We start from the raw sequence: 15,772 nt of genomic DNA, 5'->3' as shown, positions 1-15,772 counted from the left end.
GGGGCGATCGCGGCTTCAAGCGTAGCGCGGTTGCGCTTCGCCACCTGAGCGCTTCCTGTTTTGCACGCGTGGGTTCGCATGGCCCAGGGGCGGCGATGCCCGTTCGATGTTGCAAGAACGGCTGGCGCCGGCCTGGATCGGCTTACGCCGCCAGCCACCACCACGCGATCAGCGCGGTCGACAGCGCGGCGACGCCGCTCAGCAGCCGCGGCCGCCGCCACCAGCGCCGCGGCTGGCGGTCGATGGCATTGGCGCCGGCCCGGCGCAGCAGGCCACGGGCGAACCCATGGCGGTCCATGCTGCGATCGCAGGCGTCGATGCAGGCGCCGCAGGCGGTGCAGGCGTAGTGCGCGCCGTTGCGCGGATCGATGCCGGCCGGGCAGGCCTGCACGCATGCGTCGCAGGCCACGCAGTCGCCGAGCTGCTCGGCGCTGAACTTGGGCAGGGTGCCGGCATACGCAGCCAGCGCCTCGCCGCGGCTGCCGCCCTGGCCGGCGAGCTGGGCGATGCTGGCGCGCCAGGCATAGTCGCGGGCGGTGACGGGATCGAGCAGGCGCCGCCCGCGCTGGGCAATGCTGCCGTGGCCGCAGGCGCGGGCGCCGCGCGGTTCGCCGCGCATCGCGTCGTAGCCGATCAGCGGCGTGTCGCGGTCGCTCAGCAGCGGCTGCAGGCGCGCGTACGGGCACAGGTAGCGGCAGACCTGGCTGCGCAGGAAGCCGGCATTGCCCCAGGTGGCCAGCGCGTAGAACAGCACCCAGAACGTCTCCCAGCCGCTCCAGGCGAATGGATGCAGGCGTGCGACCAGGTCGGCGACCGGCACGAAATAGCCGACGAAGCTGACCCCGGTCCACAGCGCCACCGTCGCCCACACCACGTGGCGCGCCGCGGCGGGCCAGCCGGCGAAACGGCGCTCGATCCAGGCGAAGGCATGGCTCCACACCGTCTGCGGACAGGCGAGACCGCACCACAGGCGCCCGGCCAGGGTGGTGAGCACCGCCAGCGCCGCCGCGGCAGTCCCCAGCGCCAGCAGCAACCAGCCGACGTCGTGCGGCCACAGGGTCCAGCCGAACAGATCGAAGCGCCGCGCCGGCAGGTCCAGCAGCAGCGCCTGACGACCGTGCCAGCGCAGCCACGGCAGCATGTAGAAACCGGCAAACAGCAGCCAAAGCACGATGCCGCGCACCTGCGTATAGCGTTTTGGCGGCGCAGGACCGGTGGCAGTGACGGGCGCAGTGACCAGGTGCAGGGGAATGGGACGCGGCATCGGCAGTCCGCTCAGGACAGCGGCGCGTCGTCGCCATGCGGCGCCGGACGCAACAGAAAGCCGGTCAGCAGGCTCGAGGCCAGCGTCGCCAGCCAGAACATGAAGAAGCCCACCGTATAGCCCAGTTCGCGGCTCAGCTGGCGGCCGGGGAAGGTGATGTCGCGCAGCGCCAGCGGATCGACCAGGGCGAAGAACAGCACGCTCATGGCGCCGGCGACCAGGAAGCTCGGCCACAGGATCACTCCCAACCGCTGCACCAGCGGGCGCGGCGCGTCGGGATCGAGCGGGTCGAGCAGCGGATCGTCGGCTGAGGGCATGACGGTGGTTCCATCGCGATAGGGAGATGCGGCATGCGCCAAGGCAGCGGCGCCACACGTCGCCGCGCCTGCCAGCCGCCTGGCCGCCGATCCCCCGTCGACACCGGCGTCGGCGCATGCCGCAGCTGCAGACTAGGCAGCGCGGGCCGGGCGGGCATTGATCCTGATCAAGGCCGCCGCTGCCGCCGCGTGGAGACTGGGCAGGTCGAAAGAGGTGGAGCGGGCCATGCGGGACGAGATCGAAGGCATGCCCTTGCCGGGGCCGGACCTATGCAGCGAAGCGGAGGTGCAGGCGCTGGTGGAGGCGTTCTACCGCCGCGTACGCGCCGATGCCGACCTGTCGGCGGTGTTCGCCGCGCACATCGAGGACTGGGACGCGCACCAGCGGCAGCTGTGCGATTTCTGGTCGGCGATGCTGCGCGGCACGCGCCGCTTCCGTGGTGCGCCGATGCCGCGGCACATGGCCATGCGCGAACTCAGCGCCCTGCTGTTCCAGCGCTGGCTGGGCCTGTTCCGCGCCACCACCGCCGAACTGGCCAACCAACCAATGCGGCTGCTGGCCGACGACATCGCCCAGCGCATCGCCGAGACCTTCTGGCGCCGCCACCAGATGAGCTGGCGCCCGTTCGAGCCGGTGTCGCCGCTGCCGTCGGCCGCGTGCGCGGATTGATCCAAGTCAAGGCGGCCGCGCCGGGCGCCGCGCATGCTCGGTCCATGGACATCCTCACCGCGCCCGATCCCTCCGCCGCCTGGACCTTCGACGCCGACCTGCTGCGCCGCTACGATCGTCCCGGCCCGCGCTACACCTCGTACCCGACCGCGCCGCATTTCCAGACCGGTTTCGGCCCGGCGCAGTTGTTCGCCGCGGTCCAGGCCAGCGATCCGCGGCGGCCGCTGTCGCTGTACGTTCACGTCCCATTCTGCCGCAGCCCGTGTTTCTACTGCGGCTGCCACCGGGTCATCACCCGCGACCCGCAGCGCGGCCGCGCCTACGTGCAGCGGCTGCTGCGCGAGGCGGCGATGATGGCTGCGTGTTTCGACGGCGAGCGCGAGGTGGTGCAACTGCACCTGGGCGGCGGGACCCCCAACTTCCTCGCGCCCGAGCTGCTCGGCGAACTGGTGCAGGGCCTGCGCGGCCTGTTCCGCTTCAGCCAGGCGCCGGACCGCGAGATGTCCATCGAACTGGACCCGCGCACGGTGACCCCGCAGGACATCGCCGCCCTGGCCGAACTGGGCTTCAACCGCGCCAGCCTGGGCATCCAGGATTTCGACCCGCTGGTGCAGCAGGCGATCAACCGCCGCCAGGGCGTGCACGAGACCCTGGACATCCTGCGCGCCTGCCGAACGCACGGCATGCGCTCGGTCAACGTGGACCTGATCTACGGCCTGCCGCGGCAGACCCTGGCCGGGTTCGAGCAGACCCTGGAGACGGTGATCGCCGCACGCCCGGATCGCTTGGCGGTCTATGGCTACGCGCACATGCCGCAGCTGTTCAAGGCGCAGCGGCGCATCGCCGACGCCGATCTGCCGGATGCCGAGCAGAAGCTGGCGCTGCTCGGGCTGGCGGTCAGCCGGCTCTCTGCAGCGGGCTACCAGTACATCGGCATGGACCATTTCGCGCTGCCGCAGGAAGACCTGGCGCGCGCGCAGCGGCAGGGCAGCCTGCACCGCAACTTCATGGGCTACACCACCCACGCCGACACCGACCTGCTGGGCCTGGGCGTCAGCGCGATCAGCCGCATCGGCGCCAGCTACAGCCAGAACCAGCGCGATCTGCCGGCCTGGGAGGCGGCGGTGGATGCCGGCGACAGCCCGGTGCTGCGCGGCCTGCAACTCAGCACCGACGACGCCCTCCGCGCCGAGTTGATCCAGCAGCTGATGTGCCAGGGGCGGGTGGACGTGGCGGCGGTGGCGCGGCGCCACGGCATCGACGTCGCCAGCTATTTCCGCGAGGAGCTTCGCGCGCTGGCGCCGCTGTGCGCGGACGGCCTGGCCGACTACCGCGACGGCGTGGTCCAGGCCACCGCCCGCGGCCGCCCGTTGCTGCGCCTGATCGCCATGTGCTTCGACCGCTACCTGCGCCAGCCCGCCCAGCCGGCGCGCTACTCGCGCGCGATCTGAGCGCCGCGCGCCACGTTTGCCGTTGGCATCCCCGGTGCCGCCGTGGCGGCGGTGCCGGGGATTTTTCGGGGGTGGTGCGCAAGCCTGCCGATGCCGGAATGTGGTGTCTCGGTTCGGCGCGTCTGGTGGATCTGCAGCGCCCTGCGGTTCACAAGCGCCGCGCGATCAGGCACGCTACGCGCCACCAGGCCCGGATGGCGAAACTGGTAGACGCATCGGACTTAAAATCCGCCGGGGGCAACCCCATGCCGGTTCGATTCCGGCTCCGGGCACCATGGGTGTGTAAGAGTTTCAGTGCTTTGGCGGGTCCGATCGGCTCCGCCGCTGTGCAGCTGTCTTGCAGCCTGGAACTTGGACTGGCGCTGCCGAAGAATTCTTTGCCTGCCGACGAGGTGGTTGCATGCAGGTCGATGAAATCTACTATCGAGTTACCTATCTGGACCCAAAGATGCGCTTGCCCGTCATACGGGCTTACGTTTGTCTTGGGGTGAATCTTTCGGATGAAGATGTGGAGGGCGATACCTGGTATTTTCAGGACGTCTTCAGCTATTACGAATCTGGTTCAGCTCTGACCGCAACAGAGTCAGACATTCCCGTGGTATGCCTGACAGGCGACGAGTTGAAGGGTGATATGTTGGATGCCGATCGGCTCCATGACTTGTTGGAAGAGACCGGGGCCAGGCGCTACTGACGTGAATTCCGTAATCCACCATGACTTCGTTGCGTAGCGAATGAGGTCGCTGCATGAAAAATGTAGATGAAATTTATTATAGGGTTACTTATCTTGATCCAGGGATGCGCTTCCCAGAGATAACAGCTTACGTTTTTCTTGGGATAAATCTTTCTGACGAAGATGTGGATGGTGATATCTGGTATTTTCAAGACGTCTATAGCTATTGCGAGACGGGCTCAGCATTGACAGCTACGGAACCGGGCACTCCTGTGGAATGCCTCACTACCGAGCAGTTGGTAGGCGACATGTTTGACATCGATCAACTCCGTGCGTCATTGATAGAGGTCAAAGCTAGGTGTGGATGAAAATAAAATGAGCGAAAATATAGATGTCAATGCTTTTATTGAAAAAAATGGAAGTATTGAGCCTTTTTTGCTTAAAATATCGGAGCCGATTCCTTCAGGTGAAGATGACTTCTATTGTGTCGTACATATGCCTGGAGTGTTGATGGAAGATAAAAAAATTCTAGGGATTGATCCGACCCAGGCAAGCGAGCTGGCAGCTAATTTTGCTAGGTCTATGTTGGGTGATGCCAAGATTGTTGATGGAAATGGAGTTGCCATCAACTGGTGATGTAAGAAGTAATCAGATGGATCCGCCAGCATTTCCCCGGCGGATCTTCGTTATCGTCGATCCAGACCGTCTTACTGGATGATTTCTCATCTGTATTTCTGAGAAGGAAGGCACCCGGCCATGGCCTCGCGACGCGCGTGTCTACCAAATGACAAGGCGCGCGCCGCATCACGCAAGCTTCGGCATCGCGTCATGGTTCGTCGCATTGCCGGTCGCTGGCGCAGCTCCAATCGCCGATACGCGCGGTGCCTGAGGCTAGACTCGCCCGCATCTTTTCGATGGGGAGGGTAGAGGCCATGCAATATTCGAACGACGATGGCGACGCCATCCTGCAGCGCCGCCGCACCTTTCTTCTCGGGACTGCAGGCGCGCTGGCACTGGGAATCACCGCACGTGCCGTGGGCGCTCCGCCGACGTCTGCCAGGCTGCGTCACGTCGGCGGTGCCGATGCGCTGGCCACCGCTGCGTCCGGGATGTCCGGCATCGTGCATCCCGGCCTGTTGGTCACCGAGGCCGACCTGCAGCGCATCCGCGACAAGTTGGCTGCCAACGCCGAGCCGTGGGTGGGCGGTTGGAACATGATGCTCAAGACCAACGACACCAACCTCGACGCGACGCCGCGTCCCCTGGCGGTGGTGACGCGCGGCGTGGAGGGCGAGAACTATTGGCAGATGATCGGCGACATGGTGCGCACACTGCACCTGGCCTTGCGCTGGAAGATCAGCAACGACGAGCGCTATGCGAAGAAGGCCGTCGAGTTCCTCAATGCCTGGTCGTCGACCTTGACCGAACTGGGCGGCAACTCGAACGTCTATCTTGCCTCGGGCCTCTACGGCAACCAGTGGGCCAACGCCGCCGAGCTGATGCGGACGTACTCCGGTTGGGCGGAGCAAGACCTGGCACGCTTCCAGGCCATGCTGCTCAACGTGTTCTACCCGAAGTGCCACGACTTCCTGGTCAACCACAACGGCACGGAGATCAGAAAGGTCACGCATTACTGGGCCAACTGGGACCTGGCCAACATCTGCTCCATCTATGCGATCGGCGTGTTCTGCGACCGCACCGACCTGATGGCCGAAGCGAGCGGCTACTACAAGACGGGTCGTGGCAACGGCGCTAGCGCCAACAACGTCTACTACCTGCATCCTGGGTATCTGGGGCAATGGCAGGAGAGCCATCGCGATCAGGGGCACTCGACCCTCGGCATCTCGCTGGCCGGCATGTTGTGCGAGATGGCCTGGAATCAGGGCGAGGATCTGTTCGGTCATTGGAACAACCGGTTGTTGGCCGGTGCGGAATACGTGGCCAAGACCAATCTGACCGATACCAGTGGCAATGCGCTGTTCATGCTGCCGTTCGCGCCCTACAACGGGGTATTCGGATTGGGCACCGCGACGGCGGGCACCAATCAACTGCGGCCCAACTGGGAACTCATCTGCAACCACTATGTGAACCGCAAGGGACTCGCGGCTCCCTGGAGCGAGGCGATGCGCGACATGATCCGGCCCGAGCGCGTCGATGGTGGCGATCAGCCGGGCATCGGCACCTTGCTCTATGCGCGCGATCCGGTCGCGCCGGCCGCACCCAGCGGCCTCAGCGCTTTCCTGAGCAACGGAAAGGTGCAACTGTCGTGGTGGGGCAGTGCAGGCGCTTCGCTGTACGTGGTGCAGCGGGCCGCGTCGCCCAACGGCCCGTTCGCGGCGATCGCACGCGTCGCCGATCCATGTACCTACACCGACGCTCCCGCGCAGGGCACCTGGTACTACCGCATCGTTGCACTGACCAAGGACGCCGGGCCGATGCTCGGTGCGGAGACCGCGCGCGTGGCGGTTCCCGGCGAGCTGTGGTTGCACCTGCCGCTCAACGGCGATGCCAACGACGCCAGCGGCCGCGGGCGGCATGGACAGTTGCAGGGCGGCACCAGTTGGGGTGCAGGCCGTAATGGCGGCAGCGCCTTGCAGTTCGACGGTCGCAGCGGTCATGTGCTGCTGCCCGACGGTGCGGTGTCGGCATTGGGCGATGTCACGGTGGCGGTGTGGGTGTACTTGGATGCGTCGGTGTTCAACGCGCGCATCTTTGACTTCGGCTCCAACGACGTGGCGTACATGGCGCTGCTCACACGCGACGGCAGCGGCAAACTGCGCTTTTCGAGTTCCCGCAATCAGTTCTGGAACGAAGAGTCGGTCACGGCCGATGCGTTGCCTACCGGACGCTGGGTGCATGTGGCGGTCGCACTCTCGGGGAAGGTGGGCACGCTTTACGTGGACGGCAAGCAAGTCGCCACTGCAGACGGCATCTGGATCAATCCCTTCCAGTTGGGCGAGACGACGCAGACCTGGCTGGGCCGCTCCCAGTACGGCGGCGATCCTTATTTCAAGGGCCGCATGCAGGATCTGCGCATCTATAGCGGCGCGCAGGACGCGGCCTTCATCGCAGGCCTGGCCCGCTGAGCGGTCGGGGAGCTGCGCTGCCCGCACGCCTTGTCACGCATCGGTGCATGGCCGCACCGATGCGATCTCGCACACACCGAGCGCGTCTCTCCTGGCCGGTCCGTCCGGCCTGTTCTCGGCCTTGTATTTTTTGAGACAGTCGGTCTAATATCGGCGCATGGAGCTTCCAGTCGCGTCAGTGCAGCCTCGCCGCGGGCGGCCGCCAAAGTCGGAACGCGCGCTGCAGGACACGCGCGACCTGCTGTTGCGCGCCGGTATAGAGGTGCTGACCAGCCAGGGCTATGCGGCCACCGGGATCGACGCCGTGCTGTCCCGCGTCAAGGTGCCGAAGGGATCGTTCTATCACTACTTCAGCAGCAAGAACGCCTTCGGCCTGGCGGTGCTCGAGGCGTACGACGCCTATTTCCTGCGCAAGCTCGATCGTCATCTGCAAGCCGACGAGGTGCCAGCCTTGCAGCGTCTGCGCCACTTCGTCGAGGACGCCCAGGAGGGCATGGAACGCTTCGACTTCCAGCGTGGTTGCCTGGTCGGCAACCTGGCTCAGGAAGTGACCACGCTGCCCGGCGACTTCCGCGCGCGTCTGGATGCCGTGCTGCTGGGCTGGCAGCAGCGGGTGGCCGACTGTCTGCGTTCAGCGCAGGCGGAGGGCGTGCTGGCCGCGCATGCCGATGCCGATGCCCTTGCCGCGTACTTCTGGATCGGCTGGGAGGGCGCGGTGCTGCGCGCACGGCTGGCGTGCAGCGTCGCGCCGATGCAGGTGTTCGCACAGGGCTACTTCGCCGGCCTGCCACGCTAGATCGGCTTGCTTCCCTCTCTCATCCAAGGAGTGCTCATGTTCAACGCCATCCTCATCGACAAGGACGATGCCGGCTATCGCGCCGCGCTGCAGCCGCTGGACGACGCGGCCCTGCCGCCGGGGACGGTCACCGTCGAGGTCGCGTACAGCACGCTCAACTACAAGGACGCCCTGGCCATCACCGGTCAAGGGGGCGGCGTGGTGCGCCGCTTCCCGATGGTGCCGGGCATCGACCTGGCCGGTACCGTGCTGCACAGCGAAGATCCGGCCTATCGCGTCGGCGATGCGGTGCTGCTCAACGGCTGGGGCGTGGGCGAAAAACACTGGGGCGGCCTGGCCCAGCGCGCACGCGTGGACGGCGATTGGTTGATCCCCTTGCCGCAGGCGCTGAGCGCCCGCCAGGCGATGGCGATCGGAACGGCAGGCTACACGGCCATGCTGTGCCTGCTCGCATTGGAGCGCCACGGCCTGCGTCCAGAGCATGGCGAGGTGCTGGTCACCGGCGCCAACGGCGGCGTCGGCAGCTTCGCCATTTCCCTGCTGGCGCGCCGCGGCTACCGCGTGATCGCCTCCACCGGCCGTCCGCAGGAAGCAGACTATCTCAAGGCGCTTGGCGCGCAGGAGATCGTCGATCGCGCGACTCTGTCGCAACCAGGCAAGCCGCTGCAGGCCGAGCGCTGGGCCGCAGCGATCGATTCGGTCGGAAGCCACACCCTGGCCAACGTATGCGCCGGTACGCGCGCCGATGGGGCAGTGGCGGCATGCGGTCTGGCGCAGGGCATGGAGTTTCCCGCCACCGTCGCGCCGTTCATCCTGCGCGGGGTCAGCCTGCTGGGGATCAACAGCGTCACCCGTCCCAGGCACGAGCGCATCGAGGCATGGTCGCGGCTGGCGAAGGAGTTGGACCTGTCACAGCTCGACGCCATCACCCGCGACATCGGCCTGGGTGAGGCCATCGGCGCCGCACGCGATCTGCTCGACGGCAAGGTGCGCGGACGCTTGGTGGTGGACGTCAATCGCTGAGGGGAGGGGCTGGCCTCGGCGGCGAGCCTCGATCGCAGTGCCGTGCGCAAGCCACCTGTCAGCCCGCCGCGCCGGTAGGGCGATGCCGGCGTTGTGATGTTTGCTGTAGGCCATCTGTCTGGAGGTGCAGCCGTTGTCGCATGCGGGCGCGCCGCCGGTCCCAATCCGCAACGGATGGTGGGCGGCGGTGCGGCTTGGTTTCCTGATGGCAATGAGCCACGGCCCGGCACGCAGTGAGGCGGCTTTGCGTTGGGATGGACGTCGCTTTACGTCCCGAAGGCGGGCCCAAGGTGGCCACGTTGCCGTCTTCGACGAATCTCCCGCTTTGCAAGCTTTTCCGCCGAAACCACGCGCAACTGCGCCGCGGAGCGCTTGGGAGCTGACGCGGGCGTCGTCGCGTCCTGGACCGGGCTGACGCTTCCGCGCGTCCGTGCCGAGCAGGCGCCGGCCTACCACGCCCAATGTGAACGCTCCGCTTTCTTTCACTTCGCCGAAAGGAGTGCGAAAGACAGCGTGCCTAGGCTCTGCCCCCATCAGCCGGAGAGCCACCTTGCGCGCCCAATGGAACATCCTTTGCGATTTTGACGGTACCGTGTCCCTGCAGGACGTGACCGACAGCCTGCTCGAGCACCTCGGGCGCCCCGGTTGGCAGGAGCTGGAAGACGACTGGGTCGCCGGTCGGATCGGCGCCCGCGAGTGCATGAGCAAGCAGGTCGCGCTGCTCGACGGCGACGTCGAGGCGCTGCACCGGGTGCTCGATGGCGTGCGGATCGATCCGGCCTTCGTGCGCTTCGTGGCGCTGGCCGAGCGCCTGGGCATCCCGCTGAGCATCGTCAGCGACGGCCTGGACTACGGCATCGCCCGCATCCTCGCGCGCCACGGCCTGCACCATCTGCCGATCATCGCCAACCGCCTGCTGCGTACCGACGCGGGCGAATGGCGCATGGCCTCGCCGCATGCGCGGCCGGACTGCCCCAGCGGCACCTGCAAGTGCGCGGTGATGGCGCAACAGCCGCCCGAGCGCGCGACCTTGCTGATCGGCGACGGCCGCTCCGATTTCTGCCTGGCCGGCAAGGCCGACCTGGTGTTCGCCAAGGACGGTCTGCTGCGCCATTGCCGCGCCAACGGGATCGCCCACTGCGCGATCACCGGTTTCGACGACGCCATCGCCCTGCTGCCCGACCTGGCGGTGCCGACGACCACCACCGTGTCCTTCCCGCTTCCCGTCACCCAACGAGCCTGATCCCGATGAACCGGAATGTTTCGCTTTCCTCGCTCGCACCGCTGCATGGCGATGTCGCGCCCGATCCGGAGGCGCTGCTGCGCACCGGTGCCGACCACCAGCGCGCGCTGAGCGATGCGCAGATGCTGGCCGACGAGGCCCAGTACTGCTCCTACGGCGACACCGTGCACTACAGCGAGCCGCCGCGCATCTTCGGCCGCTGCGACGGCAGCTACCTGTACGACACCGAAGAGGTGCCGTACCTGGACCTGCAGATGTGGTACTCGGCGGTCAACTTCGGCTACGCCAATCCACGCCTGAACCAGGCGCTGACCCGCCAGATCGAGACCCTGCCGCAGGTCGCCAGCCAATACCTGCACCCGACCAAGATCGAGCTGGCCAAGACCATCGCGGTCGACGCCGAGCGCAAGTGGGGCCGCAAGGGCCGCGTGCACTTCAACGTCGGCGGCGCGCAGTCGGTGGAAGATTCGCTGAAGCTGGTACGCAACGCCAGCGCCGGCAAGAGCCTGGTGTTCGCCTTCGAAGGCGGCTACCACGGCCGTACCCTCGGCGCCTCGGCGATCACCTCGTCGTACCGCTACCGCCGCCGCTTCGGTCATTTCGACCGCGCCCAGTTCATCGAATTCCCGTACCACTTCCGCGGCCCCAAGGGCATGTCCAAGGAAGAGTACGGCGAGCAGTGCGTGGCCAAGTTCGAGCGCCTGTTCGAGACCGAGTACAACGGCGTGTGGGATCCCAAGGCCGGGCAGTGCGAGTACGCGGCGTTCTACGTCGAGCCGATCCAGGGCACCGGCGGCTACGTGATCCCGCCGCCGAACTTCTTCACCGGCCTGAAGCGGGTACTGGACAAGTACGGCATCCTGCTGGTGGTGGACGAAATCCAGATGGGCTTCTTCCGCACCGGCAAGCTGTGGGCGATCGAGCATTTCGGCGTGACCCCGGACGTGCTGGTGTTCGGCAAGGCGCTGACCAACGGCCTCAACCCGCTGGCCGGCATCTGGGCGCGCGAGGAGCTGATCAACCCGACCGTGTTCCCGCCGGGTTCGACCCACTCCACCTTCGCCTCCAACCCGCTGGGCACCGCGGTCGGCCTGGAGACCATGCGCATGCTGGCCGAGACCGACTACGAGTCGATGGTGATGGCCAAGGGCGCGCACTTCCTGGACGGTCTGCGTGACCTGCAGAAGCGCCACCCGGAAATCGGCGACGTCGACGGCCTGGGCCTGGCCCTGCGTGCGGAAATCTGCCAGGCGGACGGCTTCACGCCGAACCGCAAGCTGCTCGACACCATGGTCGACATGGGCCTGGAAGGCGAGCTGCGCCACAACGGCAAGCGCATCGGCCTGATCCTGGACGTGGGCGGCTACTACAAGAACGTCATCACGCTGGCGCCGTCGCTGCACATCAGCCACGAAGAGATCGACCTGGGCCTGTCCTTGCTGGACCAGTTGCTGACCCGCGCCAAGCAGGTCGCATGAGCCGGGCGGGAGACGACGCGCGCGGTTCGCGTTGCCTCCCGCCGTTGTCTGCGGCGGCGGGCGTTTCAGCCCGCCGCGCGCAGCGCGATCACCGCATTGAGTCCGCCGAAGGCGAAGGAATTGCTCAGCACCGCCTGCACCTGGCGGGCGCGCGCCTGGTTGGGCACGTAGTCCAGGTCGCATTCGGGATCGGCATCGAGGAAGTTGGCCGTGGGCGGCACCACCTGCTCGCGCAGCGCGCCGATCGCCGCCACCAGTTCCAGCGCGCCGGCCGCGCCGAGCGCATGGCCGTGCACCGCCTTGGTCGAGCTGACCGCCAGCGCCTCGGCGTGTGCGCCGAACACCTGCCGCAGCGCCTGGGTTTCGCAGCGGTCGTTGGCCTGCGTGCCGGTGCCGTGGGCGTTGATGTAATCGATCTGCTCAGGGGCCAGGCCGGCATCCTGCAGCGCCTGGCGCATCGCCGTGGCGGCGCCGTCGATGCTCGGCGCGACGATGTCGCCGGCATCGGAACTCATGCCGAATCCCGCCAGTTCCGCCAGCGGCAGCGCGCCGCGGGCGGCGGCGTGCTTGGCGCTTTCCAGCACGAACATCCCGGCGCCTTCGCCCAGCACCAGGCCGCTGCGCTGCGCGCAGAACGGCCGGCAGGTGTCGTCGCTGACCACTCGCATCGCTTCCCAGGCGCGGATCAGCGCCAGGCTCAGGCAGGCTTCGCTGCCGCCGGCGATGGCCACGTCGGCCAGGCCGTGGCGGACCATCAGCGCAGCCTGCGCGAAGGCGTGGTTGGCCGAGGCGCAGGCGCTGGACACGGCGAAGGCCGGGCCGCGCAGGCCGAAGGCGATGCTGATCTGGCTGGCCGGGGCGTTGGCCATGCTGCGCACGATGGTCAGCGGATGCAGGCGTTCGGCCTGGTCGCGGTACAGCCGGCGCGATTGTTCGTCGCGGCTGAGTTCGGCGCCGACGCCGGTGCCGACCACCACCGCGCAGCGTGCGCCGAGCGCGGCATCGCCGTGCGGCAGGCCGGCCTGGGCGATCGCCTCGCGGGCGGCGACCAGCGCCATCTGGGTCATGCGGTCGAGCTGGCCGGGGGCGATGCCGCCGGTCTGCGTGGCGTCGGGTTCGAACCCTGGCAGGGTCGCGGCCTTGCGCATCTTCAACGTGCTGAGCGGATCGGGCGAGGGCAGGGCGGCGATGCCGCTGCGGCCCTCGCGCATCGCGCTCCACAGGGCATCGGCGCCCAGGCCGAGCGCGCTGACCGCGCCCATGCCGGTGATGACGACGCGCCGCGCGTGCGGAGAGGCGCCCATGGCGCGTCAGTGCGCCGGTTGCGCCGCGCTGGCCGCCTTGGCCGCCAGGGCGTCCTCGACCGCCTGCACCAGCTTGCCGAGCGAACCGTCGTCCAGGTTCGGGTCGCGCTGCGGGAAGGTGATGTCGAAGTGTTCTTCGATGTCGAACAGGATTTCGATGGCCTCGAGCGAATCCACGCCCAGGTCCTGCAGCTTGGCATCGGGGGTCAGGCGCGCCGGGTCGATCTCGCCATGCTTGGCGACGATGCTGTGGATTTGCGACTCGATGGACGGGGTCATGGCAGTGCTCCGCGAAATGAAGGGCCACCGCGCGGCGCCCGCCGCCGGTGGATCGCACGCTGCGGCCTGGGCCGCAGCATCCATTCTCCACGCTAGACGATCAATCTTGCAGATGCCTTTCGTCAACCAACTCGAGCCGCAGGCCTTGCAGCGGCAGTTCCTGCAGCACCCGCCAGCCGGTTTCCTGATCCAGCCCCTGGAGCACGGGGTGCCGGCCTTCGAGGCCGATTTCGACCTGCTCACCACCGCCGAACCCGCGCTGCGCACGAAGGTGGCGCGGCTGCCGCTGCAGCGGCTGTGGCAGCGCCTGCTGCGGCCGCGCACCAGCTTCGTCGGAAGCACCGTCAGCGAATATGCCTGGCTGCCGCGCGCGGCCGATCCGGCGCAGTTGCCGCGGCAGTGGCGTACGCAACTGGGCCGGCGCCGCGCGCTGATGATCGTCAAGGACGTGCCACAGCGTTCGCCGTTGCTGGCCGACGCCGACAACGCCTGGGCACAGACGTTCCTGGACGCCTGCGAGCGCAACGGCTACGTGCTGCTGCGCGGGCAGGCGCTGGCCTGGGTGCCGATCGACTTCGCTTCCACCGATGAATATTTGGCGCGGCTCTCGCGCGGACGCCGGCGCAACATCCGTCGCAAGCTGCGCTCGCGCGCCGACCTGCAGATCGAGGTGCTGCCGACCGGCCCGGCCTTCGCCGATCCGGCGCTGCGCGCGCATTGCTATGCGCTGTACCAGGAGGTGTATGCGCAGAGCGAGATCCATTTCGACCTGCTCACCGCGCCGTTCTTCGACGCGCTGCTGACCGACGCCGACTCGGGCGGGCAGGTGTTCGTGTACCGGCACCAGGGCCGCATCATCGGCTGGAACCTGTGCTACGTGCACGAAGGGCGGCTGCTGGACAAGTACATCGGCCTGCACTATCCGGACGCGCGCGACCACAACCTGTACGCGCTGAGCTGGATCGAGAACCTCGACTACGCCTGTCGCCACGGCCTGACCGTCTATGTCGCCGGCTGGACCGATCCGGAAGTGAAGGCCCAGCTCGGCGCCAGCTTCACCTACACCTGGCACGCGGTGTACCTGCGCAATCCGCTGCTGCGCGCCGTGCTGCGCCGATTGCGGCCGCTGTTCGAATCCGATGACGTCGGGCCGGCCGCCGATGCCGCCGAGGAGGACTGAGATGCGCACTCCGGTCCTGCTCGATCTCGATGATTCGCTGGGCGCGGTGCCCGACGCCGTGCGCCTGCCGCTGCGCGACTGGTGCGACGACCTGCGCTTCGCCTGTTCGATGGCGCGGCTGCGCCGCTTCGGCGCGGCGCTGGAGCAGGCGCTGCCGGCGCGGTACGGCACCGTGCTGCTGGGCAGCGGCGATTTCCATCACCTGAGCCTGCCGTTGATCGTGCGCCTGGCGCAGCGCGCGCAGGCGCCGTTGCGGGTGGTGGTGTTCGACAACCATCCGGACAACATGCGCTTCCCGTTCGGCGTGCACTGCGGCTCGTGGGTGCGCCGCATCGCCGCGTTGCCGCAGGTGGCGCAGGTCGAGGTGGCCGGCATCACCTCCAGCGACGTCGGCCCCGGCCATGCCTGGGAAAACCATCTGCTGCCGCTGTACCGCGGCAAGCTGCGCTACTGGTGCAGCGGTGTGGACGTGGGCTGGGCGCGGCGGCTGGGCCTGGGCCAGGCGGTGCGCGGCTTCGACAGCGTGAGCGCGCTGAGCGATGCCTTCGTCGAGCACCTGCGGCGCACGCCGATGCCGACCTATCTGTCGTTGGACAAGGACGTGCTGGATCCGCAGGACGTACGCACCAACTGGGACCAGGGCCAGCTGCGCGTGCCGCAGTTGCTGCAGGCGATCGAGGCGTTGCGCGGGCAGGTGTGCGGCAGCGACATCACCGGCGAAGTCTCGCTGGCCCATTACCCGCAATGGTGGAAGCGCAAGCTGGCGGCGCTGGATGCGCAGCCCGAACCGTCGCCGGCGGATCTGTCGGCGTGGCAGGCGCAGCAGCACGCCTTGAATCTGCGGCTGCTGGCGGCGCTGGACGCGGCCAGTGTCGGTTAGCGCAGCCCCAGTCTGTAGGAGCGGCTTCAGCCGCGAGAGGCGTTACCGATAATGCCCTCGCGGCTGAAGCCGCGCCTACAGGGTGCTTCCTGTCGTTACGAGCGGCGCATTGTCATCGCGACGCTGGCGAA

The 15,772-nt window shown here is 67.6% G+C and carries 16 protein-coding genes and 1 tRNA gene; 13 read left to right on the top strand and 4 right to left on the bottom strand.

The window, feature by feature from the left end:
• Nucleotides 1-142: 142 nt before the first annotated feature.
• Both AC1PK7_RS12880 and AC1PK7_RS12875 read right to left on the bottom strand, forming a co-directional pair.
• Complete coding sequence (locus AC1PK7_RS12880) at nt 143-1,264, bottom strand: 4Fe-4S dicluster domain-containing protein (RefSeq protein ID WP_481098385.1); 1,122 nt, start codon at nt 1,262-1,264, stop codon at nt 143-145.
• An 11-nt stretch (nt 1,265-1,275) separates the two neighbouring features.
• Complete coding sequence (locus AC1PK7_RS12875) at nt 1,276-1,581, bottom strand: hypothetical protein (RefSeq protein ID WP_019800681.1); 306 nt, start codon at nt 1,579-1,581, stop codon at nt 1,276-1,278.
• Between the two features lie 226 nt (nt 1,582-1,807).
• Between AC1PK7_RS12875 and AC1PK7_RS12870 the strand changes: the two genes are divergently transcribed.
• The 11 genes from AC1PK7_RS12870 (at nt 1,808) to AC1PK7_RS12820 (ending at nt 11,998) form a co-directional block, all read left to right on the top strand.
• On the top strand, nt 1,808-2,251 hold the full coding sequence (locus AC1PK7_RS12870) for a group III truncated hemoglobin (RefSeq protein WP_481098384.1): 444 nt from the start codon (nt 1,808-1,810) through the stop codon (nt 2,249-2,251).
• 44 nt (nt 2,252-2,295) lie between these two features.
• Nucleotides 2,296-3,702, top strand: coding sequence for an oxygen-independent coproporphyrinogen III oxidase (hemN, locus tag AC1PK7_RS12865; protein WP_481098383.1), 1,407 nt, complete (start codon nt 2,296-2,298; stop codon nt 3,700-3,702).
• A gap of 188 nt (nt 3,703-3,890) precedes the next feature.
• Nucleotides 3,891-3,977, top strand: a tRNA-Leu gene (locus AC1PK7_RS12860).
• 125 nt (nt 3,978-4,102) lie between these two features.
• Entirely contained in the window at nt 4,103-4,393 is a 291-nt protein-coding gene (locus AC1PK7_RS12855; protein ID WP_481098382.1) for a hypothetical protein, read from the top strand.
• 53 nt (nt 4,394-4,446) lie between these two features.
• Nucleotides 4,447-4,740 (top strand): hypothetical protein, encoded by a 294-nt coding sequence (locus AC1PK7_RS12850; protein WP_481098381.1) that lies wholly within the window; start codon nt 4,447-4,449, stop codon nt 4,738-4,740.
• Nucleotides 4,741-4,747: 7 nt separating this feature from the next.
• On the top strand, nt 4,748-5,008 hold the full coding sequence (locus AC1PK7_RS12845; RefSeq protein ID WP_481098380.1) for a hypothetical protein: 261 nt from the start codon (nt 4,748-4,750) through the stop codon (nt 5,006-5,008).
• A gap of 296 nt (nt 5,009-5,304) precedes the next feature.
• Nucleotides 5,305-7,458: a LamG-like jellyroll fold domain-containing protein gene (locus AC1PK7_RS12840; RefSeq protein ID WP_481098379.1), complete on the top strand. Its 2,154-nt coding sequence runs from the start codon at nt 5,305-5,307 to the stop codon at nt 7,456-7,458.
• A gap of 178 nt (nt 7,459-7,636) precedes the next feature.
• Entirely contained in the window at nt 7,637-8,254 is a 618-nt protein-coding gene (gene acuR / locus AC1PK7_RS12835; RefSeq protein ID WP_420010063.1) for an acrylate utilization transcriptional regulator AcuR, read from the top strand.
• Nucleotides 8,255-8,290: 36 nt separating this feature from the next.
• Nucleotides 8,291-9,277: an acrylyl-CoA reductase (NADPH) gene (gene acuI, locus AC1PK7_RS12830; RefSeq protein ID WP_481098378.1), complete on the top strand. Its 987-nt coding sequence runs from the start codon at nt 8,291-8,293 to the stop codon at nt 9,275-9,277.
• Between the two features lie 550 nt (nt 9,278-9,827).
• Entirely contained in the window at nt 9,828-10,520 is a 693-nt protein-coding gene (locus AC1PK7_RS12825; RefSeq protein ID WP_481098377.1) for an MtnX-like HAD-IB family phosphatase, read from the top strand.
• Between the two features lie 122 nt (nt 10,521-10,642).
• On the top strand, nt 10,643-11,998 hold the full coding sequence (locus AC1PK7_RS12820) for an aspartate aminotransferase family protein (protein WP_420010221.1): 1,356 nt from the start codon (nt 10,643-10,645) through the stop codon (nt 11,996-11,998).
• A gap of 65 nt (nt 11,999-12,063) precedes the next feature.
• Here AC1PK7_RS12820 and AC1PK7_RS12815 read toward each other — a convergent pair whose 3' ends face one another.
• Complete coding sequence (locus tag AC1PK7_RS12815; protein WP_481098376.1) at nt 12,064-13,302, bottom strand: beta-ketoacyl-[acyl-carrier-protein] synthase family protein; 1,239 nt, start codon at nt 13,300-13,302, stop codon at nt 12,064-12,066.
• 6 nt (nt 13,303-13,308) lie between these two features.
• The gene (locus AC1PK7_RS12810) at nt 13,309-13,581 is read right to left on the bottom strand and encodes an acyl carrier protein (RefSeq protein WP_160947413.1); all 273 of its coding nucleotides are present in this window, start codon (nt 13,579-13,581) and stop codon (nt 13,309-13,311) included.
• A 112-nt stretch (nt 13,582-13,693) separates the two neighbouring features.
• On the opposite strand from AC1PK7_RS12810, the gene AC1PK7_RS12805 reads away from it, so the two are divergent.
• Together AC1PK7_RS12805 and AC1PK7_RS12800 are read left to right on the top strand one after the other, a co-directional pair.
• The gene (locus tag AC1PK7_RS12805; protein WP_481098375.1) at nt 13,694-14,761 is read left to right on the top strand and encodes a GNAT family N-acetyltransferase; all 1,068 of its coding nucleotides are present in this window, start codon (nt 13,694-13,696) and stop codon (nt 14,759-14,761) included.
• A 1-nt stretch (nt 14,762) separates the two neighbouring features.
• Nucleotides 14,763-15,641: an arginase family protein gene (locus AC1PK7_RS12800; RefSeq protein WP_481098374.1), complete on the top strand. Its 879-nt coding sequence runs from the start codon at nt 14,763-14,765 to the stop codon at nt 15,639-15,641.
• Nucleotides 15,642-15,772 lie beyond the last annotated feature (131 nt).

The organism is Xanthomonas sp. NCPPB 3174, from assembly GCF_056725205.1.
Note: the sequence above shows the minus strand (reverse complement) of the source record. Positions and strands in the feature narration are given on the sequence as shown.